At 38.1% G+C, this 23,779-nt stretch carries 16 protein-coding genes; 15 read left to right on the forward strand and 1 reads right to left on the reverse strand.

The features are described 5' to 3' along the window. The first annotated feature begins 73 nt into the window (after positions 1–73). From JCM15579_RS16030 to JCM15579_RS22030, 9 genes are all read left to right on the forward strand, one after another. Positions 74–1,183 (forward strand): outer membrane protein assembly factor BamB family protein, encoded by a 1,110-nt coding sequence (locus tag JCM15579_RS16030; protein WP_054721610.1) that lies wholly within the window; start codon positions 74–76, stop codon positions 1,181–1,183. A gap of 301 nt (positions 1,184–1,484) precedes the next feature. Then, positions 1,485–2,165, forward strand: a complete 681-nt coding sequence (locus tag JCM15579_RS16035; protein ID WP_054721613.1) for an ABC transporter ATP-binding protein — start codon at positions 1,485–1,487, stop codon at positions 2,163–2,165. A 17-nt stretch (positions 2,166–2,182) separates the two neighbouring features. Continuing rightward, entirely contained in the window at positions 2,183–3,403 is a 1,221-nt protein-coding gene (locus tag JCM15579_RS16040; RefSeq protein WP_054721615.1) for an outer membrane protein assembly factor BamB family protein, read from the forward strand. Positions 3,404–3,418: 15 nt separating this feature from the next. Further along, the gene (locus JCM15579_RS16045; protein WP_054721616.1) at positions 3,419–4,285 is read left to right on the forward strand and encodes an ATP-binding protein; all 867 of its coding nucleotides are present in this window, start codon (positions 3,419–3,421) and stop codon (positions 4,283–4,285) included. Positions 4,286–4,295: 10 nt separating this feature from the next. Continuing rightward, positions 4,296–5,489: a radical SAM protein gene (locus JCM15579_RS16050; RefSeq protein WP_054721618.1), complete on the forward strand. Its 1,194-nt coding sequence runs from the start codon at positions 4,296–4,298 to the stop codon at positions 5,487–5,489. 107 nt (positions 5,490–5,596) lie between these two features. Beyond that, positions 5,597–7,177 (forward strand): polyprenyl synthetase family protein, encoded by a 1,581-nt coding sequence (locus JCM15579_RS16055; RefSeq protein WP_054721620.1) that lies wholly within the window; start codon positions 5,597–5,599, stop codon positions 7,175–7,177. A 53-nt stretch (positions 7,178–7,230) separates the two neighbouring features. Next, positions 7,231–8,154 (forward strand): prenyltransferase/squalene oxidase repeat-containing protein, encoded by a 924-nt coding sequence (locus JCM15579_RS16060; RefSeq protein ID WP_172677455.1) that lies wholly within the window; start codon positions 7,231–7,233, stop codon positions 8,152–8,154. Positions 8,155–8,208: 54 nt separating this feature from the next. Continuing rightward, positions 8,209–9,621, forward strand: a complete 1,413-nt coding sequence (locus JCM15579_RS22025) for a prenyltransferase/squalene oxidase repeat-containing protein (protein ID WP_054721625.1) — start codon at positions 8,209–8,211, stop codon at positions 9,619–9,621. Beyond that, entirely contained in the window at positions 9,621–10,016 is a 396-nt protein-coding gene (locus tag JCM15579_RS22030) for a prenyltransferase/squalene oxidase repeat-containing protein (protein WP_054721627.1), read from the forward strand. The genes JCM15579_RS22025 and JCM15579_RS22030 overlap by 1 nt, the downstream gene beginning before the upstream one ends. Positions 10,017–10,099: 83 nt before the next feature. Here the strand turns inward: JCM15579_RS22030 and JCM15579_RS16075 are convergent, their stop codons facing one another. Next, a complete protein-coding gene (locus tag JCM15579_RS16075; protein WP_054721629.1) occupies positions 10,100–11,398 on the reverse strand; it encodes an exonuclease domain-containing protein in 1,299 nt (432 codons plus the stop codon). A 150-nt stretch (positions 11,399–11,548) separates the two neighbouring features. Here JCM15579_RS16075 and JCM15579_RS16080 point away from each other — a divergent pair, with 150 nt between their 5' ends. The 6 genes from JCM15579_RS16080 (at position 11,549) to JCM15579_RS16100 (ending at position 23,641) form a co-directional block, all read left to right on the forward strand. Further along, entirely contained in the window at positions 11,549–12,850 is a 1,302-nt protein-coding gene (locus JCM15579_RS16080; protein ID WP_054721631.1) for a M18 family aminopeptidase, read from the forward strand. 367 nt (positions 12,851–13,217) lie between these two features. After that, a complete protein-coding gene (locus JCM15579_RS16085; RefSeq protein ID WP_054721634.1) occupies positions 13,218–13,439 on the forward strand; it encodes a hypothetical protein in 222 nt (73 codons plus the stop codon). Positions 13,440–13,611: 172 nt separating this feature from the next. After that, positions 13,612–14,529 carry a tetratricopeptide repeat protein gene (locus JCM15579_RS16090; RefSeq protein WP_054721636.1) on the forward strand — a complete coding sequence of 306 codons (918 nt, stop codon included), beginning with the start codon at positions 13,612–13,614 and terminating at the stop codon, positions 14,527–14,529. After that, entirely contained in the window at positions 14,529–15,242 is a 714-nt protein-coding gene (locus JCM15579_RS16095; RefSeq protein WP_054721638.1) for a helix-turn-helix transcriptional regulator, read from the forward strand. Before JCM15579_RS16090 ends, JCM15579_RS16095 begins: the two co-directional genes overlap by 1 nt. A gap of 504 nt (positions 15,243–15,746) precedes the next feature. Next, positions 15,747–15,890 carry a hypothetical protein gene (locus JCM15579_RS20315; protein WP_157471519.1) on the forward strand — a complete coding sequence of 48 codons (144 nt, stop codon included), beginning with the start codon at positions 15,747–15,749 and terminating at the stop codon, positions 15,888–15,890. Between the two features lie 212 nt (positions 15,891–16,102). Then, entirely contained in the window at positions 16,103–23,641 is a 7,539-nt protein-coding gene (locus JCM15579_RS16100; RefSeq protein WP_054721640.1) for a S8 family serine peptidase, read from the forward strand. The last annotated feature ends 138 nt before the right edge of the window (positions 23,642–23,779 follow it).

The raw sequence follows: 23,779 nt of genomic DNA on the forward strand, positions 1-23,779 counted from the left end.
ATGGGTAATTAACAATTAATAATACTAGAAAATGACCTGACAGAGGTCTTGAACCTGTCAGAGTTCGGTAACTATGAAACATTTATTCCTATACATATTTACAATCGCATTGAGCCTATCATCAATAGCTCAAAACAAACACAATTGGCTTTCCTTTCGTGGGAATGCACAGTTGAGTGGTGTTACGCAAGCAGAATTGCCAAAGAATCCATCTCTTTTGTGGTCCTACAAAACTGGTGATGCTATTAAATCATCGCCCATTGTTCGTAATGGCATCATCTATGTTGGATCGAATGATGGAAACCTTTATGCCTTAAGTAAATTGGGGGAGTTGAAGTGGAAGTTCAATGCGGAGACTTCAGTAGAGGCATCGCCCATGTATCTGGATGGGAATGTATATTTCGGAGCTTTGGATGGGACGTTTTATTGTTTGAATGCGAGCACTGGAAAAGTGAGGTGGAAGTTTGTAACTGAAGGTCAAGTTTCAGGATCGGCCAATTGGTTTTACGATAAGGCAAGCAAGCAAAAAAGAATTCTATTCGGTTCTTACGATTTTAAATTGTACTGTTTGGATGCCAAATCGGGAAAGAAATTATGGGATTATGAATCGGATAACTACATCAACGGAGCGGCATCATGCAATGGCGAAATTGCCATGTTTGGTGGTTGTGACGGTTTCCTGCATCAGGTGGATGTGAAAACAGGAAAAGCTAAGAATAAGTTGGATATCCAGACCTATATCGCATCATCAGTTGCCTTGGATGGGAATCATGCATTCTTTGGAAATCACGATGGGGAGTTTTACTGTGTGGATTTCAGGAAAAATCAGGTCAACTGGAAGAAGGAAGGAGCGATTTCTTATTTGGGATCGCCTGCCATTGCCAGTGATATTGTGATTATTGGAGCAGAGAACAGACAGGTGTACTGTTTCGATAAGAAATCAGGAAAAATAAAATGGCAATTTAAAACCAGGAACAAAATAGAGGCATCGCCTGTGATTGCAGCGAATGAGGTAGTAATGGCATCTGGAGATGGTCGCATATATTTATTGGATAAGGAAAATGGTCAGAAAATATGGTCATATGAAATTGGAAGAGCCTTAATTGGAACACCGGCCGTGGTTGAAGGAATGATTGTGGTGACAGCTATGGATGGATCTGTTTATGTTTTTGGAGAAAGGTAAATCTTCTGAAAGCCCTGTGGAGAACGGATTTTTTACTGGAGAACGGGTTGTTTTGCTGGAGAATTGGGTAAATGACTTGGAGAACGTGAAAAAATGCTGGAGAAATGAGTGATTTACCTGGAGAATGGATTATTGTGATGGAGAAAGATCGCATGGAGGCGGTGAAAGCTTTTAAATAATGATGAACCAATAACAATTTGCGGAGAAAGTGGATTTTATCAGGAAAATTGAGGCATAGAACGAAAAAAAGTGATTTAAAAATCGAATAGTAATATTTTAAGGATTCGAAAAGATTACAAGTATGAAAATAGAGTTAAAGCAAATTTCAAAATACTATCAGGTTCCGGGCAAGGAAAAGAGAATGGTTCTTGACGATTTATCCTTGAAAATAGAATCGGGTGATTCGATTGCAATTGTAGGACCATCGGGTTCTGGCAAGAGTACTCTGTTAAACTTGATTAGTTCGTTGGATCATGCCAATTCGGGAGTAATTCTTCATGGCGAAAGAGAAATTGGGAAGCTGGCAGAAGATGAAGTTGCCCAGTTCAGAAATAGAAATTTGGGTTTCATTTTTCAGTCGCATCATCTATTGCCTCAATTGAGTTTAATTGAGAATGTATTGGTGCCCTTGATCCCTGAAAAAGATAAGAAGTTAAAAGTTGAGGCAGAGCAAAGGGCTCAAGAATTGATTGATTTTGTTGGTTTGTCTGGTCAAATAAGTCAATTGCCTGGGCAAATGTCGGGTGGAGAGTGTCAGAGAACTGCTGTTGTTCGTGCATTGATCCATCAACCAGGTTTGTTACTGGCAGATGAACCTACAGGATCTTTGGATAAGAAATCTGCCGATCAGCTTGGAGATTTATTGGTATCGATTAACGAAAAACAAAAAGTAACACTTGTAGTGGTTACCCATTCAATGGATCTGGCAAAAAAAATGAAGAAAATATACAAACTTGATAACGGAAAACTAACTAGAATTTAAATAATAAACCCTTACAAATGAAGAACTACATCCTAATCTTAATGGCATTATCGCTGTTTTCATGTACATCGAAACAGAAAAAAGTAAGCGAATGGAGAGGTGAAAACCGCTCAGGAATTTATGCAGAAACGAATCTTTTAAAAGAGTGGCCAAAAGATGGTCCAAATCTTCTTTGGGATGCAGAAGGAGTTGGAAATGGTTATGGATCGCCTGTTGTTACTGATAATAACATTTATTTGAATGGAGAGGTGGATAGCATTGCTTATTTAATTGCAATGGATTTGGAAGGGAAGATGCTTTGGAAAACAGAATTTGGTAAAGATTGGATGAAGAATTTTATCGGATCCCGTTCTGCACCAACTGTTGTTGATAGTTTGGTTTACGTAGCTTCTGGTTTGGGAGATGTTGCTTGTATTCATGCTGAAACAGGTGAATTGAAGTGGAAAATCAACATGTTGGAAAAATTTGAAGGTAAAAATACACGTTTTGGATATTCTCAATCTCTTTTGGTCGATGGTGATTTGGTGTTTGCTGCTCCTGGAGGGAAAGAAAAGAACATTATTGCATTGGATCGATTTACAGGAGAAACCAAATGGATCAATTCGGGAGTTGGTGAAATTCCTGCATACTGTTCTCCTCTTTTAATTGAATATCCAACAAGAAATATATTGGTAACCTTCTCGGAACATGCACTGTTAGCCGTAGAATCTCAAACTGGTAAAACCTTATGGACTCACCAGCAGGATACTACAAAGGGTGATGTAAATGGAAATACACCGATTTTTGAAAATGGATATTTGTATTACGTTACCGGATGTGGAAATGGTACTGTGAAATTGAAATTGGAAGATGAGGGTGCTAAAATCACAGAAGTGTGGAGAAATGAAGAGTTGGATAACATTATGGGCGGTGTAGTGAAGCTTAATGGGAAAATCATTGCTTCGGCACATCGCAAGAAATCTTGGAAGAGTGTTGATGTAGAGACAGGTGAAACCAGAGATACTTTGAAATTTGGTAGAGGCTCGAGTATTGCTGCCGATGGTATGTTGTATTGTTATAACGAGAGAGGACAAGTTGGATTAGTAGAAGTAAGTCCTGAAAAGATGGAATTGGTAAGTCAATTCAAAATTACCAAAGGAACCAAAGAGCACTTTGCTCAACCTGTAATTGCCAATGGTGTATTGTATATCCGTCATGGTGATGCATTAATGGCATACGATATTAAGAAAAAAAGCTAATCAAATAATCAAAATATGAGTAAGCAGATATTTATATGTGGTTGTGAGAAAGATGGAAAAATCGAAAAAGAGTCTGTTCAAAAATTGATAGAGACCCTGGAAGAGAAGAATATTGGCTTCACTTATATTGAAGATATGTGTGGCACAATTCTTAAGAATCCAGATGATTTGGAAAGTCTGTACACAGCTGAAGATGCTGTTGTTTTTGGCTGTCAGGCTCGTGCCATGCAGAATTTGGTTGACAACTCAGGAAGAAGAATAGAAGAAAGTACAACAACGTACCACCATATTGATGATGACAAGGAGGAATTGATTTCGAGTTTGGAATCGGGAACAGGTGAACCACTCAAGATTAAATATTCTGATGATTGGAAACCTTGGTATCCTGTTATTGATTATGAACGTTGCAATGGCTGTAGAAAATGTTTGAACTTCTGTTTGTTTAGCGTTTACTCTGTTGAAGATGATGGAACAGTTGTAGTATCGGCTTCGGCAAATTGTAAAGACATGTGTCCTGCCTGCGCAAGGGTTTGTCCACAAGATGCAATCATTTTTCCTAAACATGCCGAAAGTCCGATTGATGGAGGAGAAGGCGATGGTTCTGAAAATGAAAAAACAGATATCCTCGAACAAATTCAGAATGATGATGTTTATTCAGTACTAAGTGCAAGAAGAAAGAATTTTCAGGTGTCATTATTGAAGAAAGATCAATTGCAAATGGCAGAGGAAGAGCGACGAGCTTGTTGCAGCGGAGCAGATAAGGCGGAAGAGAAAAAAGAAGAGAAATGTGATTGTGACTGCAATTGCAAGGAAGAACCAGAGGCAAGCTGCGATTGTAATTGCGATTGCAAGGATGGTGATTCGAATTCATGTTGCTGTTAAATAGGAAAGAATGATATTTTCATTAGGATCAAGAATATTACGCACTGTTGATTTAAAGTTGCTTTGGAAATTAGGCTACAATCTTGGCTTTAAAGGCATGAAGGCAGTTGCAAAGCATAAAAAGCGTTTAAAGAATGGAGAATTGTATCCGGCTTTCATGATGATTTCCGTTACGGATAACTGTAACTTAAATTGCCAGGGTTGTTGGGTAACGATTAACAATACTTCCAAGGGAATGGATGTGGAAACACTGGAAAATATCATCAATTCCAGTAAGAAAAAAGGATCATACTTTTTTGGCCTTTTAGGTGGTGAACCGCTAATGTATCCACAATTAATGGATGTGATCGAACGTCATTCCGATTGTTACTTTCAGCTTTTTACCAATGGGACTTTGCTGACCGATGAAGTGGCTCAGCGCTTAAGAAAGTTAGGGAATGTTTCTCCTTTGATTAGTGTGGAAGGCTTGAAGGATGTGAGTGACATCAGAAGGGGAGCGAAAAATGTGTATGGTCGCACCATGACGGGAATAGACTCTGCCATTAATAACAAACTATTTACGGGAGTTGCCACCAGTGTTTGTAAATCGAATTTTAGAGATTTGGTGAGCGAGGAGTTTGTGAATTCATGTATCAAGAAGGGAATTCATTACTTGTGGTACTACATTTATAGACCAGTGGGAGAACGTCCCACCACTGAATTGGCTTTATCGGAAGAAGAAATTCTGGAGCTGAGACAATTCATGGTTGACATTCGTGTAAAAGCACCCTTAATGATTATTGATACCTATTGGGATGAGAAAGGAAATGCGCTTTGTCCGGGTGCCATAGGTTTATCGCACCATATTAATCCATATGGAGATATTGAGTTTTGTCCGCCAATACAATTTGCAGGTGAAAAAATTGAGGCGGATTCCAATATTCCTGAATTAATTGAAAATTCAAAATACATTTCAGGCTTAAGAAATGGGATAACTGATTGTACACAAGGATGCATTTTGTTGGATGATCCAAAGCAATTACATACCATGCTGAAAGAGGCTGATGCTTACGATTCATCGAAAAGAAGCAAAGCATTCGAAGAATTACAAAAAATGAAGCCATGTGCTGGTCATCATATCCCGGGAAAAGAAATTCCCGAAAAATCGTGGGTATACCGATTTGCAAAGAAATATTCATTCTTTGGGTTTGGAGCATATGGATAAATGATTATTGTAGAGACGCACGGCCGTGCGTCTGTACAAGGGAAAATCAATAACGGCCGTGCGTCTGTACAAGAGGAAATATAGAAGATTACGATAATGAGATTGCAATGATATTAAGGAAAGATCAGATAAATACCAATTTAGGAAATGCACTACCACAAACTCCTGAGAAGCTAAAGCAAATCAGGGATTTGATACGTGATTATGCTGCTGAAACGGAAATTATTCCTCCTTTGCAGGAATCGGAGGTGATTTTTCATTCAGGAGAACTAATTAAAATGCATCCTGAATTGTTTTTGTATCAGAAATTACTGGCTGTAATGATTAATAATTTTGCATGGCAAAATATTGTAGCTGGTATTCCTTTTAATCGTCGAATACTATTGTTGCCAAAATGTTTTAGCCATGCCGATTGTCCTGCAAAGTTCGATGAATTGGGTTTACTCTGTGAGCAATGTGGCAGATGCGATTTGGCTGATATTATTTCCAGAGCCGATGATTTGGGCTATCATACCATAGTAAGCGAGGGAACAACATCAGCAAGTGTGTTGCTTTCATCTGGTCAGGTAGAGTGTATAATTGGTGTAGGGTGTTTACACTCATTCGAAAAATCTTTCCCTTTGGCGGTTAAAGAAGCTGTTCCATCCATTGCAATTCCATTGTACAATAACAACTGTAAAGATTCCAAAGTCGATGAGATTTGGTTGAATGAAGTTCTTGCAGTAAGAAAAGAAAGCAATTGGCATGGTTGGATTGATTTGGACCATCTGAAGAAAACTGTAAAATCATGGTTTAGCAAGGAAAAATTGCAGGAGTTTTTTGATTACAAAGACGGTACCGTAGATATTGCAATTGACTGGATTGAAAAAGATGGGAAGCGTTGGCGTCCTTTAATGATGACTGCAGTTTATGATGCCTTAAAAGGAAAATCGGGAGAATACAACGAAACCATTCAAAAATTAGCTGTTTCTATAGAGTGCTTTCATAAAGCATCTTTGGTGCACGATGACATTGCCGATGATGATGATAAGAGATATGGTAAACCTAGCTTACACAAGGAGTTCGATGTGCCTGTTGCTTTAAATGTTGGTGATTTAATTGTTGGATATGGTTACCAAATGATTGCTGAATCAGGGGCTAAGCATATTAAAAGTTTGCTAAAGGTAGCTTCTCGTGCTCATCGCGATTTGTCTTTAGGACAAGGTGAAGAGTTGCTTTGGAGATCGAATGGTAAACTGCTTAATCGAGAAGAAATCATTCGAATATTTAGTAATAAAACTTCACCAGCCTTTGAGGTGGCGTTGCAATTTGGAGCGATTCATGCCAATGCAGGAAATGATGTTATCGAAGTGATTACGGAATACAGTACAGCGCTTGGCATTGCTTATCAAATTAATGATGATTTGGATGATTTCAGGCAAAATGAAATTGCCAGTGGATTTAATACGGTTCAACCCTCTATGATTTCATGTATACTGAATGAAAAGTATCCCCAGAAGATGAAGGAGTGGAGGAAAAATCAAAATTCAGATATTCTGAAATGGGATGAAACCAAAGAGGCAATACAAGAAGCAGAAGAAATGCTGAGCGAGTACAAATACAAAGCAATGAAAAGCCTATGCATGTTGTCCAATTCAAATTTAAAGATATTATTAACGCGATTATTGAATCGGATTGTACCTGAATAAATATGACATTGTCCAAAAAGTCAGTTAATTGTAACCAAGTTATACTAGAATTCTTGTTAGGAGCCAGAGAAGCTTTAAGCGAGGATGCTCAAAATCATATTATTTCGTTTTTACGTTCCCAAAAATGTGAATCAGGAGGATTTATCGATAAGGCTGGCAAATCAGATTTGTACTATTCGGTTTTTGGATATACGCTTGCTTTGGTTTTGGATTTGAAATTGAATATAGCTGATGAGAAAAAATATCTGAAGCAATTTGAACAACAAAATCTTGATTTTGTACATTCAGTATGTTTGGTAAGGGCTTTCTATTTGCTTCACCTTATTGATTTAAAACAAAAAACAGTATTTAAGTCCACCAAATATTTAAGAATAGGATTTGCTAAAGATTTAATAATAGGAAAATTGGTCAAAAGAACGATGATTGATTGTTCAGAAGTACTGTGGGAACTGGAAAATTATATCGCAAAAGATGAAGGTTACAATCACAATAGAAAAGACGCAGAACACTCTACCGTTTATGCCAATTATTTAATGTGGACTTTATATCAAGATTTGCAATTAGAAGAGGATACAATTGAGGAAATTCAAAATGCAAATCAGTCATTAATATTGGAGAATGGTTCTTATGCGAATGAAAATAACAGTTCAGATGGGGTAACTTCAGCTACTTCTGCTGGTATGATTATGAATTTGGATCATGGAAAAAGTAAAGATTGGTTACTTCAAATGAGATCGAAAAGAGGTGGATTTATGGCTGCTAAAGATGTACCTGTTTCTGATCTTTTATCAACAGCAACTGCATTGTTGGCTTTGAAATTGTCTGGAGAAAATATGGACTCGTTTGCCGAAAATTCCTTAAATTTCATCAACCTTCATTGGGATGAGTCAGGAGGCTTTTTCGGTAGCATTGCTGATATGTCCTGTGATGTGGAATATACCTATTATGCTCTTCTGGCTTTGGGTGTTTTGTCTTAATTAGGACAAACCCATTTATGAAAGAGATAACCAATTGCTAAATTGAACCAGATCATGATTTCCAATTACAACCACATGCAAAACCTAAAACAAAGACTAGATACTTATATCCTTTCTCTTCGAAATGAAAATGGATATTGGGATGGAAAATTATCTAGTAGTGCATTGTCAACTTCAGTAGCGGTTTTTGCATTGTGGAAATACGATAAAGAGAAATACGACATTCATATCAACAAAGGGTTGGTTTGGTTGGTTAAAAATGTCAATTTAGATGGTGGCTGGGGAGATACCATAAGAAGCAAAAGTAATTTAAGTACTACTTTGCTTACATGGGCTTGTTTTTCGATTGCCAAAGATCGTCCTGAGTTTGCTGAATGCATTCATAATGCTGAGAATTGGTTGACTGATCGTCTGAAAAGATTGGATCCTGAATCGATAAGTACAGCCATACTGAATCATTATCAAAGTGATCAAACTTTTTCGGTACCTATACTTTCCATGTGTGCACTTTCGGGAAGGTTAGGAGAAGATGGTTGGAAGCTGGTTCCGCAACTTCCATTTCAAATGGCGGTTTTCCCAGATGAACTTTTCAAGTTTTTGAATTTGTCAGTGGTAAGCTATGCTATCCCGGCATTAATTGCCATTGGTTTGGTAAAGGCACAAAATAGTAAGCTAAATAAGTTAACAAAGAAGCTGAATCAATTGGTAAAACCTAAAGTTTTAAAGATTCTATCTGAAAAACAGCCTGGCAATGGAGGTTTTTTGGAAGCTGCGCCTTTAACCGGTTTCGTTCTAATGAGTTTGATTGGAGCAGGAGAGCGGGATATAGAAGTTTGTCAGAAAGCAGCAAGCTTTTTGATACATTCGATTCGTGAGGATGGATCCTGGCCTATTGACACACATTTAGCAACTTGGGTAACTTCTCTGTCTATAAATGCTTTGGATAATAATATGTTAACTGAAAATGCTGATAAAGAGAAGCTTGTTTCATATTACCTTGATTATCAGTTAAAGAATATTCATCCATTTACAAAGGCAAAACCAGGAGGTTGGGCATGGACTCATTTACAAGGAGGAGTGCCGGATGCCGATGATACTTCGGGAGCATTGATTGCTCTGCTTAAATTGAACGAATGTCAGGATATTCCCATTGAGACGATAAAAAATGGTGTGAATTGGTTAATTGATTTGCAGAATATTGATGGAGGATTACCTACTTTTTGCAAGGGGTGGGGAAAATTGCCTTTCGACTGTTCTTGCCCTGATATTTCAGCACATGCTATAAAGGCATTATCTCTTTGGCGGGATAAATTGGATGTAGATACCATAAGTAAGGTAGATAAAAGTATCCAGAAGGCATGGAGATATTTGCAAAGTTCACAACTCGATAATGGCTCTTGGTTGCTTTATGGTTTGGAAATGAAGACGATTTGCAGCATGAAAATCCTGTGTATGGGACCTCAATAGTGTTATATTCTATAAGTAATTTAAATCCAGATGTTTTAAAAGGTTTACGTAAAGTTAAAAATAAGGCTCAGACCTTTCTGCAATCTGTTCAAAATGAAGATGGCGGATGGGGAGGAAACGCAAATCTGATCTCTACTATTGAAGAAACTTCTTTGGCAATTCGTGCTTTGGCTTGCATGTATAATCAGGAAGAAATAAGTAATGGATTGAAGTGGTTACAAGCTCATCTGCCTAATGATTTGAATGACATCAAAGCTACCCCAATTGGATTGTATTTTGCCTCACTTTGGTATTTCGAAGATATGTATCCTTTGGTATTTGCAAGCTCTGCAATGAATGAAGTAGAAAAATCAATCGCGAATTGCGAATTAATAATTACGAGCGAAGCCTTTTGAGGATCGCTTTAAGTGAGATATGTAAGAGTTAAATCAAAAAAGGCGCGATAATTCGCGCCAATATTAGTCATACCAATTGTTCATTATTCATTATCCACCTGCACTCCGATCATCTCCCAAAAGATTTCTTCATCTATCACATTTACATGATATTCCATGGCTTTCCGATTCTTTCGACCTTTACCGGAGAATTGCTCAGCATGAGCTGTAATCAGGTAATCAACATTTTTAGAAACCACTCTTTTAACGAATAAGCCACGTTCTTTTACTAATTGTTGAGCCAATTCACGATCGATTCGTTTTCCATTAATTTTGCAATTAAGGTGGCCAGAGAAACAAACGCTCTTTCCTTTCAATGACTTCAATTGTTTTTGAATTCCAGGTGTAGTAATCGGAATTTTGGTACGCTCATATTCAATTAGCAAATCCAATTCTTTGGGAAGAATACAAAGCAAATCTGAAACCAAATGAAGGTCATTCATTTCTGCATTAGTAAGAATCTCATCCAAAAGGTAAATGCGAATTAGCTTGCGCAAGTATTCTTCATGAATTTCCATTACCTGATCTTTGGAAAGCTTGTAATCGGTGGCCAAATCAACCAGAGAAATAATCTCTTTTTCAGTTAAAATTCTATCGGCCAAAGCACGATCCAGAACATTCAGATACTGACGTACAGGAACAGAATCTCCAGCACTGGAAGTTAGTCTGTTTAATAAGTCGTAAAGTTTGGTTTTTTGGATGTTAGCTATGTTCTTAGCTTCTTTACGTTTAATGTAAACGTTGCGCTCTTTTGGACAGTCTTTAATTTCAATCCGATGAAGGAAGTTTTCAACAAAGTCTTCAATCTCATTTTGTTGAGCGTATAGATTTTTCAGGATGGAGAAAAGTTTGGCTGTTGCCAATGAATCAGACTTCGCACTATGGCGTACTGAAAATTCAATATCGTAATAAGTACAAAGTTGTTCCAATCGGCGTAGACCAGATTCCGGAGCAACCAAATCGAACAGCTTTAGAGTACAGATACCTTCCAATTTAGGCATGCTATCATTTAGAATTGGGTCTAAAAAGCGAATGGTAAAATCTAAATCGTGAGCAACTAAAGTTTTTCCATTTAAACGGGAAAGGATATCAGGAACAATTTCTGAAGCTGAAGGAGCATTTTTAACCATGTCATCAGTAATGCCATGAATTTGAAAACCTTCAATTTCTTTTCCCGGATGAATTAAAGTTTCGTAGCTATCCAGTAATTCTCCGTTCCAGTTTACGGTTTGAATGGCCACCTCAATAAGGTGATCACCATGTTGGGGTGAAATACCAGTTGTTTCAATTGAAATGATTGCAAATTGATGCTTATTTAGTTCCAGTATTGGATCGTTTGTCATAGGCAGTTTTTATTAGGGTAATTAGATTAGAGCAAATATAAAACTATTGAACGAAAAATGAATCGATAAGCCGCCTAAAGTACTTGCCAAACCTAAAAATTAATGTAGATTTGAAATTCAAATTTTGAAGACAATATTAAAACATATACTATGAGTAACTCAAAACAACAAGCACAAGAATTAATCGATTTTATTCATGGAAGTCCTAGTACTTACCATGCGGTAAATAATATCAGAAAGGAGTTAAACGAGGCTGGATTCGAGGAGCTGGACCTTCGTGATGAATGGAAAATTGAAAAGGGAGGAAAATACTTTACAACAAAGAATGGATCGGCTATTTTCGCTTTTCAAATCGGAAGTGGAGAGATTGAAGAGGAAGGATTCCAGATGATTTGTGCCCATTCTGATGCTCCAGGATTTAAAATTAAACCAAATCCTGAAATTGAAGTTGAAGAAAACTATATCAAATTAAATACAGAAGTTTACGGAGGTCCGATTTTGAATACTTGGATGGATCGTCCACTATCAATTGCTGGTCGCGTATCAGTAAAATCAAATGACCCTTTGTATCCTGAACATTTGTATGTAAAGATTGATCGTCCTTTGATGGTGATTCCAAATCTGGCGATTCACTTGAATCGTGAGGTTAACGAAGGTGTTGAGTTGAACAAGCAGAAAGATATGCTTCCATTACTATCTATGATTACAGAAGAAATGGAAAAGGACAATTGTTTGGTGAAATTGATTGCCGATGAATTGAAAATTGATGCTGAATCCATTATCGATTTTGATGTGAACTTATTTGAAGTTGAAAAAGGATCTATCTTTGGTTTGAATGATGAGTTTATTTCATCACCACGTTTGGATGACTTGGCAATGGCTCATGCTGGATTAAAAGCTTTATTATCAGTAGGAGCTTCGAAGAAGACTCAAATGCTAGCCATTTTCGATAACGAGGAGGTGGGAAGTGTTACCAAGCAAGGAGCAGGTTCTCCGGTATTGCGTCACATCTTGCAGCGCATTGTTTTCAAATTGGGGAAAGATATGGAAGCATTACATCGTGCAATCTATAGTTCTTTCATGATTTCGGCAGATATGGCTCATGCGGTTCATCCAAATATTGGAGAGAAGCATGATCCAACCAACCGCCCATTCATCAACAAAGGGCCAGTAATTAAGATTCACGCAAACCAGAAGTATACTACTGATGGAGATTCTGGTACAGTGTTCGAAACTTTGTGTAAAAATGCGGATGTTCCTTATCAAAAATTTGTGAATCGTTCCGACTTAGTTGGAGGTAGCACACTAGGTAATGTGTCAACGGGTCAGGTTGATATTCGTACAGTAGACATAGGTAACCCAATGTTTGGAATGCACTCGGTTCGCGAAACAGGTGGAGTAGAAGATAATTCTTACGTTCGTAAGGTGTTCACTTATTTCTTCGGATTGTAAGAACTCAGCTTATTAGAAAATATTTTAAAGGCAGCACGTTGTGTTGCCTTTTTTTAGGCATTAATTTCTTGTAGGGATAGATTTTATTTGGCTCCGACAAATATTTCATCCATCAATTGAAAAAGTACTTACCTATTGAATCATTTTCGAACTCAAATAGCAGCCTTGGAAATTCAATTCGCATGAGTTCATTTCAGTAGGTTAAATACGAAAGTATTGTTTCTATCTGCTTTTTTGCTCTAATTATCAGGATAATAAAAAGTACTGCTATGGTATTGCTAAGGTAGGTAAGGTAAATTCCTAAGGAGGAAGCTTTTTGTTTGTAAACAAATTTTCAATTCTTTCGATCGAACCAAAATATCATCGTATGAATATGTTTGATGTAATTAGCCCTGATGATTGGATTCTGTTACTTGTTGTTCATTTACTATTCAGTGTTGTGTCTATCTATTTTGTAATCCGAAATGAAAAAAACAGATTCTTACTGATTTACTCACTTGTTATTCTTTTGATTCCCATTGTTGGTGCAATGGCCTATTTATTTAATTCTTACCTGAAATGGGATTCTTCACGTTATCTAAACAAATAAATATTTTTCCCTGTAAATTTCGTATATTCTAGGGTATGGAAGTGTAAGCAAGAATTTTGAAGAAAAGAGATTGTTCATACGCAACCATCGGGTATTGCCTGCATCGTATAAGCAATGTGCCAAATTATTTGGCACATCAAGAAAAATTACAAACAACCAAACCCCACAATCTATGAAACGCTACGTTTTACTATTAATTCTTTTATTCCCATTGATGCTTCTGGCTCAGGAACGTTTTCTGGTCGATAGCTTGAGTATGCGAATGGATGCAGCAGAAGAAGATAGTACGAAAGTTAAAATCCTACTTAAATTATCAGATACCTATCAGAATACAGATTTTAAACAGAGTCTTGAATATGCAAATTCTGCCCTAGCAATTGCTAACTCAGGAAAGTTGAGATTACAACAGGCCAGAAGTCATAAGAAAATAGCTGATATTTTATTTCGAAAGGGTCTGTACGATCGTTCCCTGGACCATTACCTAAAGAGTAAAAAGATATTTGAAGAAGAAAAGAATCATACCGCACTGGTTGGTGTTGAGCACAATATGGGGAGTATTTTTTATCGCTTGTTGGAATACGATAAAGCACTGGAACATTATAAGGTAGCTCTTTCCATGCAAAATAAAATTCTAGCCATGGGAGATTCTACTTACTATACTCAACATCATGCTTTTTACAATAGCATTGGGAACTGTTACAATGTGAAAAAAGAGTATGAAATAGCCAAAACTTACTTTCTAAAAGCTTTGAAAGGAGCCCAAAAGTTTGATGATAAATTGAATTTGGGTGTTATCTATAACAATCTTGGAAAAGTTTCTATGGAAACGGGCAAGTATGATGAGTCATTGGAATATATGAAACTCTCGTTACAAGCACGTAAGGCAATAAACGATAAAAATGGCATGTCTCGTTCACACCTGTTTATGGCAGAGTATTATCGGAAAACAGGAGCGTTTCAAAAAGCTTTGGACGAGGCTAATATTGGGAAAGATTTGGCCAGTGAAGCAGGATCGATGCTGTCTTTAATGGAAGCCTACCAGACCATTTCACAAATAAAAAAAGAGTTGGGCGATTCGGATGGACCTTGATGGCTTATCAGAAATTTCATGCATATAACGATAGCATTATCAACGAAGCATCGGTTCGCGAAGTTACCAGCCTACAAATGCAGTACGAGTTCGATAAACTTGAAAAAGAGAGACAGGTGAAGCAGCAACGAAAGGAAATGATTTACCTTTTTCTGATGGCTATTTTGGTTTTGGGAATGATTATTACCGGATTGCTTTATGGTTTTATAAAGAGTAGGGCTAAGGCGATTAGTTTAGAGAAGCAGACATTGGAAAAAGATTTGGTGCTGAAGAATCAGGATTTGGAGATTAAGAACAAGGAGCTTACCACCAATGTCATGTATCTTTTAAAGAAAAATGAATTGATTACTAGTGTTTCCAGCCGTTTGTTGCAGCTGAAATCCCAACTAAAACAAGAAAATAAGGAACCTATTCAAAAGATCATTTTCGACCTCCAGGCTGGTGCCGACCAGGATGTGTGGGAAGAATTTGAGCTGCGTTTTCAACAGGTTCATAACGATTACTACAAGAAATTACAGGAACGATTCCCAAACTTGTCTCCTTCAGAAGTTAAGCTTTGTGCATTTTTAAAGCTGAACATGACCAGCAAGGAGATTTCCAGTATCATTCACCAGAGTGTGAAAAGTATTGAAGTGTCCAGGTCCCGCATTCGCAAGAAACTGGATCTTACTGGCAAGGATGTCAATTTGGTTACTTTTTTATCCGAATTGTAAAGATTCATTTCCCTTATCGTAAGTATTTACAACATCCACAACGTGAGATGTTAATGCCAATTGGCTGTTATAATACAGATCAATTGATCAGGGCATCTCTTATCTGATTTATTTCACTCCCTAGAAATATTCTTTTTTATTGATTTAATAAGCTGAGTTTGATTTGAAACATGGTGTAGTTTTGAATTGAACTCAGCTTATTTTTTTTCTGGTTGTATAGGACTTTTTCTTTTAATTCTACTTCCCAAAAGCCAACCGTTTTCCCCCGAAAATTGTATTCATGCTCTGTTTTAAGATTTAGAGTGTTTTTAGTGTTGTTTATTTGTAAGTGACAGATAATGAAGTGTTAGGATGCTTTTGTTAAGGTGCCGCTATGGTGCCTAAATAGGAATGTAGATGCATTTCTAAGGTCATTTTTAATTGTTGAAGATTCCTGATAAGGCACATCCTTCTTTTCTCTATTAAATACCGTCTATCATTGTGAGCAAATAAAATTGCCAGCATATGAATTGGGAAAAGAAAACTAAAGAACTAACAGATCGAGAGAAAGAAATTCTTGAACTCATTGACAAGAAAAAAAATGAGACAGAAGCTTTGCGAAAGATATTGGAGTCGATTGAGAAAAAGAGAGATCAAAAAACGAAATAAAAACAAGTGTTGGTCTTTCGAACTATAAAATTTGGAAGTTGAAATCATCAACCTCTGGTTTTGTGCAATGGTCATGAACGATTGTTTTTGGTCAAGTGGAAAAGACGACAAGACAAAATAACCCATAAACAATGAACACCCAAAACAACAGCCCATAGTGGATGACCTGAACCTAATGAATTAATACAGTGATTTACTCAAAACAAATTTCTATGAAAAAAAGATTACGATTGAAATCTTTATTCTTACTACTCGTTTCCTGTATCCTTATAACAGGAGTTGCAAATGCACAGCAATACGAGAATGGAGCACAGAAAGGTGTCATTAGAATAAAGTTTAAGCCCGAATTATCAGCAGCCACGAAAAGTTTTAAAACTACACGTCGTGGTGTTAAGACTGGCATATCTGCTTTTGATGCAGTATCAGCAAAAGTGTCAGCATATCAGTTGGAGCGCGTATTCCCTTATGCTCCAGCACATGAAGAAAAACACCGTAAACATGGTTTACATTTGTGGTACCAAGTAAAATTCGATGCCAGTTTAAATGCTGCAGAAGTAGCAAAATCTTATAAACAATTAGGAGAAGTAAGCATTGCAGAAACCATTGGTGAAGTTCAGTTAATTGATGGACCTCAACCAAGCGAGGCTCCTGTTCTCACCTCTGAAGAATTACCAATGAATGATCCAGCTTTGAATGCACAGTGGCATTACAATAATGATGGAACTGTAGTGGATGGAGCTATAGCTGGCGCTGACATTAACTTGTTTGAAGCCTGGAAGGAAACTACCGGTTCATCAGATGTTGTGGTAGCCATTATTGATGGTGGTATTGATGTGGATCATGAGGATTTAGCCGCGAATATGTGGGTGAATGAGGCAGAGTTGAATGGCGTGGAAGGCGTTGATGATGATGGTAACGGTTACCCTGATGATATCTACGGATACAACTTTGTAACGAACTCAGGTGAAATCACGGATCATTATCATGGAACGCACGTTGCGGGAACTGTAGGTGCGGTAAACAACAATGGTATTGGTGTTTCGGGTGTTGCTGGAGGTGATGGAACCGAAGGAACCGGTGTAAAAATGATGTCCTGCCAGATTTTTACTGAAGATGGTGGAGTTGGTGGTTTCGCTAATGCCTTGGTTTATGCAGCTGATATGGGAGCTGTTATTTCTCAGAACTCATGGGGATGGAAGACTCACAATCATTACGATCAGGCTGTATTGGATGCCATTGACTACTTTATTGCGGAAGCAGGTAACTATGCAGGTAGCCCAATGAAAGGTGGGGTTGCCATTTTTGCCGCTGGTAATAATGGAGTTGAGATGAATGCTTACCCGGCTTATTATGAGCCTTGTGTTGCTGTATCTTCACTTGGTCCAGACAATGGGCGTGCAGGTTACTCCAATTATGGTGATTGGGTTGATGTGGCAGCTCCTGGTGGAAACATGGGAATTGCGCGTGAAGCTGGGATTTTAAGTACTTCCCCTGGCGACAAATATGCATATTTGCAAGGTACTTCAATGGCTTGTCCGCATGTCTCAGGTATAGCTGCTTTGGTCGTATCAAAGTTCAAGGGGAATATTACAGCTGAGGGGTTGAAGAGACACTTGCTAACTTCAGTTCACGATATTGATCCTTTCGTTGAAGATTTTGCGAAAGGGAAGATGGGGAATGGATATATTGATGCAGCCATGGCTCTTCAATCAGGTGATGCAACCAAAGCTCCCGAAAAAATTAATGACTTAGCAGTTACTGCAGCTCAGGATTTTGCTTCTCTAACCTGGTCTGTTCCTGCAGATGAAGATGATGGAAAAGCAGTTAGTTATTCTATTTATTGGAGTAAAAATGAGTTTGATGCTGCAAAGGTTCAATATGCAAATTCTGCCGTAATTAAATCATTCTATTCCAATGCAGGTGATGAACTGAATTACCTGATTGAAGAATTGGATGCCAATACTCCATATTATTTCGCCATTAAGGCTTATGACCGTTGGGGTAATGAGTCAGAACTTTCTGATGTGAAAGTTGTTTCTACCAATTCAGGCCCTGGCATTCGATTGGGAGAAGATGTAAACATGGCCGTTGATGTAGCAGTTAATCCTAAAGTTTCTGATGCTCTTTGGGTTTACAATGACTCTATTGGTGTCTTAAACTGGAATGCTCACGTTGGTTTGGTGGGTCTTGAGCCCGATGCTTTTAGTGTTAAGGATGTCGTTTATCCAAATGTAAGTACCTTTTCGCAAAGTACAAGTTTGGGTGGAAACGAGATTCCACAGGTTGAAAAAGTAATGGCTCCAACCTCCATGGCTATTGACGAGAGAATGGGTAATAGTGAAGGGTCACAAGCCTGGAGACTTATTGGAGATAATGATGTTACAGTTACCAATTCTTCGGCTTCCCGTTTTTATGTAGAGCAGGATAAAGGTTTTAATTTAACGGGTTTGTGGGCCCATCTAAAATTTGATCCAGAGATTGGCCCTGCTGTGCTTGAAATATGGGAAGGTCCTGTACTGGAGGAAGCTAAGTTAATTACTGCTCAAAATATTTTTTCAGAAGCAAATGTTGATTATTCTCGTTTTGTGCAAATGGACGAACATGTATTCATGAAAAAAGGATCTTATTACTGGGTGGTAATCCATGTGCCGGCAGGGAACTTATATCCTTTGGGGATTTCTCCTGAAAAGACGGAAACAGGATCAGACAACTGTTTGATGAGTTTTAACGGCGGACAATCTTGGCAACCCCTTGCAGAGGCTATAGAAGATGATACTTGGGCCTGGGCAATGATCCTTAGAAGCCAGTTCGAAGATCTTGGAGAATACATTACCTTAACTCCTAATAATGGAGTAGTGGACGGAGGGGATTCCCTTCAGGTTGCTATTGATGTGGTTTCGGAATTCCTTGTGGACGGACAGTACACTGAAAATATTGTGTTTACATCCAACGATCCTGTTAATAAGGTGATGAAAGCCAAAATTAATTTGGATGTTGATGGACACCTTCCAATCTTGAAATCTGAGAAAACTGTAAATTTTGGAGACGTATTTGTTGGCAATACAAAAACTCTGGATATTCAGATTGTAAACGAAGGGTATGTTGGTTATAAATTAGGTAACTACGCTCATTCATCTTCCAATGAAAATATATTCTTCACGGACAACAAGACCAGTGGGAATAACATTCCGGCTCGTGATGGAGGTTGGGTAAGAGTGACTTTTAAACCAACAGAAGCAGGTACTTTCAACGAAACCATCACCATTACTGATGGAAGCAATCCATATACATTTAATGTACATGGTGTTGCTACAGAACCTGCCAAACTTACTATTTTACCTGAAAGAGATACTATACCGGGTGATTTAACTATTGGCGATACAATTGCAGATCGTACCTTTACCATCCGCAACGATGGAAAGTATCCGCTGGATTATATGATACCTAAATTTGCTCCTGGTTACGAGGTGGAAGGACTGAAAAGACCTTTCAACAAATTTGGATACTCATACGACTATGTGATCGGCGGAACCTATAATGATTCAAAGGAATACGGCTGGAAGAACATTTCTTCTAACGATATTCTTCCTCAGATCAAAACCAACCAGGTATTTGCGATTGAAGTAGACCTTGGTTTCTCTTTCCCATTCCGTGATAAATTTTACGACAAGGTTTGGATCAATTATGAAGGAGCCCTGATTTTTGGTGAAGATGGTAACGTAGGATTAGATTGGATTACTGGAACCCCTCTTGATCCGCGCTATTTGAAGGATCGCGATATGATTACCGCAGTAATGGCAAGAGCAGATTTGAATAATACAAATGCTGCAATCTACTATGAAAAAGAGGATGGTACATTCCGTGTTCAGTTCAAATATTTGAAATATGGAAAGTCTCTTCCTAACTACCAGATTGTATTGCACGCCAATGGTGATGTAGATGTACTCTTTAATAAAACTGGTACTGCAGATGAAGGAGCCAAAGGCTGGCTTGTAGGTTTGATTGACGAAAAAAATGAGGATGTTTGTTTTGCCACAAACAGTGAGTACAGTTTGAATATGGGTGAAACAACATCTTATCATTCTTACTTCAGATTCTATCATCCTGGCGAGGATATGATTACTGCTGCTACCAATGCATCAGGTATTTTGATGCCAGGTCAGACAACTGATATTACTTTGAGCTACAATACCGATAAGGTTTTACAGGATTCAATTTATCAGAAACTGCCTATTATTAGTAATGATATTACTTCACCAATTTCAACCTTTACTACATATGCCAATTTTGTAGCAGGTGGCGCTCCTGTAATGAGTGTGAAAAAGGATACCATCGATTTTGGAGAGGTTTTCAAAACGGCTCAGGACTCAATTGCTGTGCAGGTGGTTAATGCAGGAACAGCGAAGGAAACTATTACTGGTATCCGATTCGAAAATGGTAATTTCAGCACTAGCAAGTTAGCTCCTATCGAAGTGGGAACCAGACAGTCTGCTTACATTCCTGTGAAGATCAATACGGAAGTTGCTGCCGTACTGGAAGATGCAATATATATAACTACTGCTGCAGGCGAGGAGTTCAAAGTAGTACTGAAAGGAAATGTGGTGGAGAATCCATTGATTAGCATTGCTCCTGCTGAGGGTATTACCTGGGAAATGCCTGCGCGTACCATAAAGGATACCGTACTTCAGATAACCAATGATGGTTTGGGAGATTTGGAACTTGCCATCCTTCCGGATTCATGGTATTATCCTTTGGAGACATCCTCTCCAGCAATGGATATCAAAGATTTTGAGTACATCAATGTGGAAGGTGATGGAAATGGTTGGATTGATATCACAGAAACTGCTGCGGAAACGAATTTGAGAGATCAGTTTGTTTTTGATGAGATTCCTTACAAGGCTGTGAAATTGAATAATCCAATTCCTTACTATGGACAAACCTACGATACTTTGTACATTGGTTTCATGGGTTGGGTTAGTTTTGTAAAACCTAAAGGAGAATCAATGTGGGATCGTGTACAGGGAATTCCTTTTGAGGATAATGTTCCAGGTGCAATTGCTCCTATGGGTGGCTTTCATGTTCCTAATGGAACTGTCGCTGATAAAAAGGATGGTATTTATTATCAGATAGACGAAGACAAGGTAATTGTAACCTGGAATGAATACATAGACATGACTGCTATGAGTCAAAATTATGATTTCCAGGTGATTCTTTACAACAATGGAAGAATCGATTTCAACTATAAGAATTTTGAGATCGTAAAATCATTTGGTTTTGTTGGTGTAGAAAGTCCGGATGAAAAAGAAGGTCTTTTGATACATTACGGGCTGATGCCTACTGGGGTTAATAGATACTCTTATACGGTATTCCCTGTGAAGAAGGAAATTGTTCCAGCTCAAACAACAAAGGATATAGCCCTACGTTTGGATGCAAATAATTTGCATGATGGTACTTACAATGCAAATATCGTTGTAAATAACAATACCGTTGGTGAAAGTGTGAAACTTGTACCTCTGAACCTAACTGTGATTGGTTCTCCAGAATTGACGGCTTCAGATGTTGAACTTGGAGATATCTGGTACACAGAAGGAATGGAAGTGGTAGAAGGTTTTACCATTACCAATACCGGTACCAAAGCCATTCAGTTAGATTCAGCTCAGGTTACCATGAATGCCGACATGAAAGTAGAGTTTTACTATCCTGGAGCTCCAGGGATCTTCGGATATCCAGAAGGATATGTTCCGATTAAGGATTTTATTGGCGAACAAATTATTATTCCTGGAAGAAGACCTATTCTAGTTGCTGATGGTTCTCAATTGGCTCCTGGTGATTCTTGGCAGTTCTTTGTAACCTATACACCAACAGCACCAGGTGCATCCAATGCCAATGTTGTGGTTGTTGATGCGGATGGCAACGAGGCTCTGGTTTGGAATGCATCTGTAAATGCGATGTTGCCACCTGTCGCTACCATTAGCGATGAAAGCATTACTTTACACGCTGACGATTATACATTTACTGATACTCGTGATTTTGTAATCGGCAACGAAGCTGGAAATAATGATTTGGAGTGGAATCTTGAGTTTGTTTTCAATAGAGGAAAAGTGGAAGAGGCTGTTGCTCCTGCACAAACATTTGCTGTTAAGGCACCTGTATCTCTGAACTCAGAAATGAATGACAATCCTGCTCCATCATCAGTAAAATCTACCAAATCGGGAGAGTACAACCGTGTATTGGAGTATGATAACAATGATACGGAAGTGGATAACTGGTTAGGATTTGGTGCTAGCTTAAGCTTTACTTCAGCAACCAAGTTTACAGCTCCATCGGACGGATTCTCTGTTTCAGATGTGAAAACATGGTTCCGTAGAGAAACGGTTAATTCTGGCGTTCTGCACGCTGAAATTCTTGCTGGTGGTGATGGTATTGCAACTGCATCGAAAGTGGCAGAAGGAAGATTGGAATATTCGAAAGACGGTAACGACGATATTGGCGAATTCTTTACCATTGCATTGGATGAAGCTGTTTATATCTATCCTGGAGAAGATTTTTATGTGGTAATTCACTACCCATTAGGAGTAAGCAATCCTCAGGGAACTAGAATTCTACAGAAAAAAGACGATGCTGTAGCAGATCGTTTCTTCTTCGAGTATGAAGGAGATTGGTATGATCTTACTTCTCAGGGGGGTTTTGAAACTTATACTTACATGGTGAAAGCCATGGAGAGAGAGCTGGATATGAAAACCTGGGTTACAGTTGATCAAATGTCAGGAACTGCGGCAGCAGGAGAGGTTTCAACATTAACATTGAACTTTAAGGCAGAATATGCTCAGGAGATTCGCAACAATGCTACGATTCTGGTAAATACCAATGATCCGAACAACCAGCAGTTTGAGTTGGATGTAAATCTGTTAATGAACGAAGGTCCGGATATTACAACCACAGTACCTTACCCAACTGTTATTGAGGCGGAAACTTTGGAAGTACCATTTACAATTACTGATAAAGAGGGCGATAGTTATAATGTTGAAGTTAGTGGAGCTGGTGATTATTATACCTATGTTTCTACTGCAGAAGGCATCACGATTAGCCTTGCGCCTGGATACTTCGATCAGGGTATTCATGATTTAGAGTTGATTGCAACCGATGAGCATGGAGCAAAGAGTTCTTATAAGTTCCAGGTAGAGGTAGTCAATGTGAATCGTGCTCCTGAATTGACAAATTCAATTGCAACTAAAGAATACTATGAAGACGAAGAGTTGGAAAACATCGATTTAAATGAACATTTTATCGATCCTGACGGTGAGGAATTGAGGTATGAAGTATCTGTGGACAACCAGTCTGTAGTGAATATTTACACTTCAGTTACAGGTATTGTGATTGAGCCATTGGCAGAAGGTACTGCAACAGTGAAGGTGATTGCTATAGATCCTTTAGGATTGAAAGCAGAAACTACTTTCGAGGTAATAATTGCAACTGTTACAGGTATTGAAGAGATCACAGAATCTTCAACCAGAGTATATCCTAACCCAACCGATGGTCCATTAAATATTGTATTGGGTGGCGAAATTGAGGGTGAAGTAATTATTGATGTATTAAATATTATTGGTAGCAGTCAGTATAACACAAAGATTACCAAATCAAAAGGTCAATATGAAACGAAGCTTGATATTACAAATATGCCATCTGGTATTTATATGGTTCGTATTCGTACGAACGACGGTGATATCGTAAGAAAAGTTGTTAAAAAATAAGAAGAGGAAGCCTTCGTGGCTTCCCTCTTTATTTAATTCATGAATTACTTTCAACTGGTGATTCGTAGCTTTTTTTAAGAGCGGAGGAGTTCCTCATTTGAGAAGCATGAACGTAGTAAGTAATTCTGAATTATATGG

Origin of the sequence: Marinifilum fragile JCM 15579 (assembly GCF_001310955.1) — a bacterium.
In the GTDB taxonomy this organism is placed as follows: domain Bacteria; phylum Bacteroidota; class Bacteroidia; order Bacteroidales; family Marinifilaceae; genus Marinifilum; species Marinifilum fragile.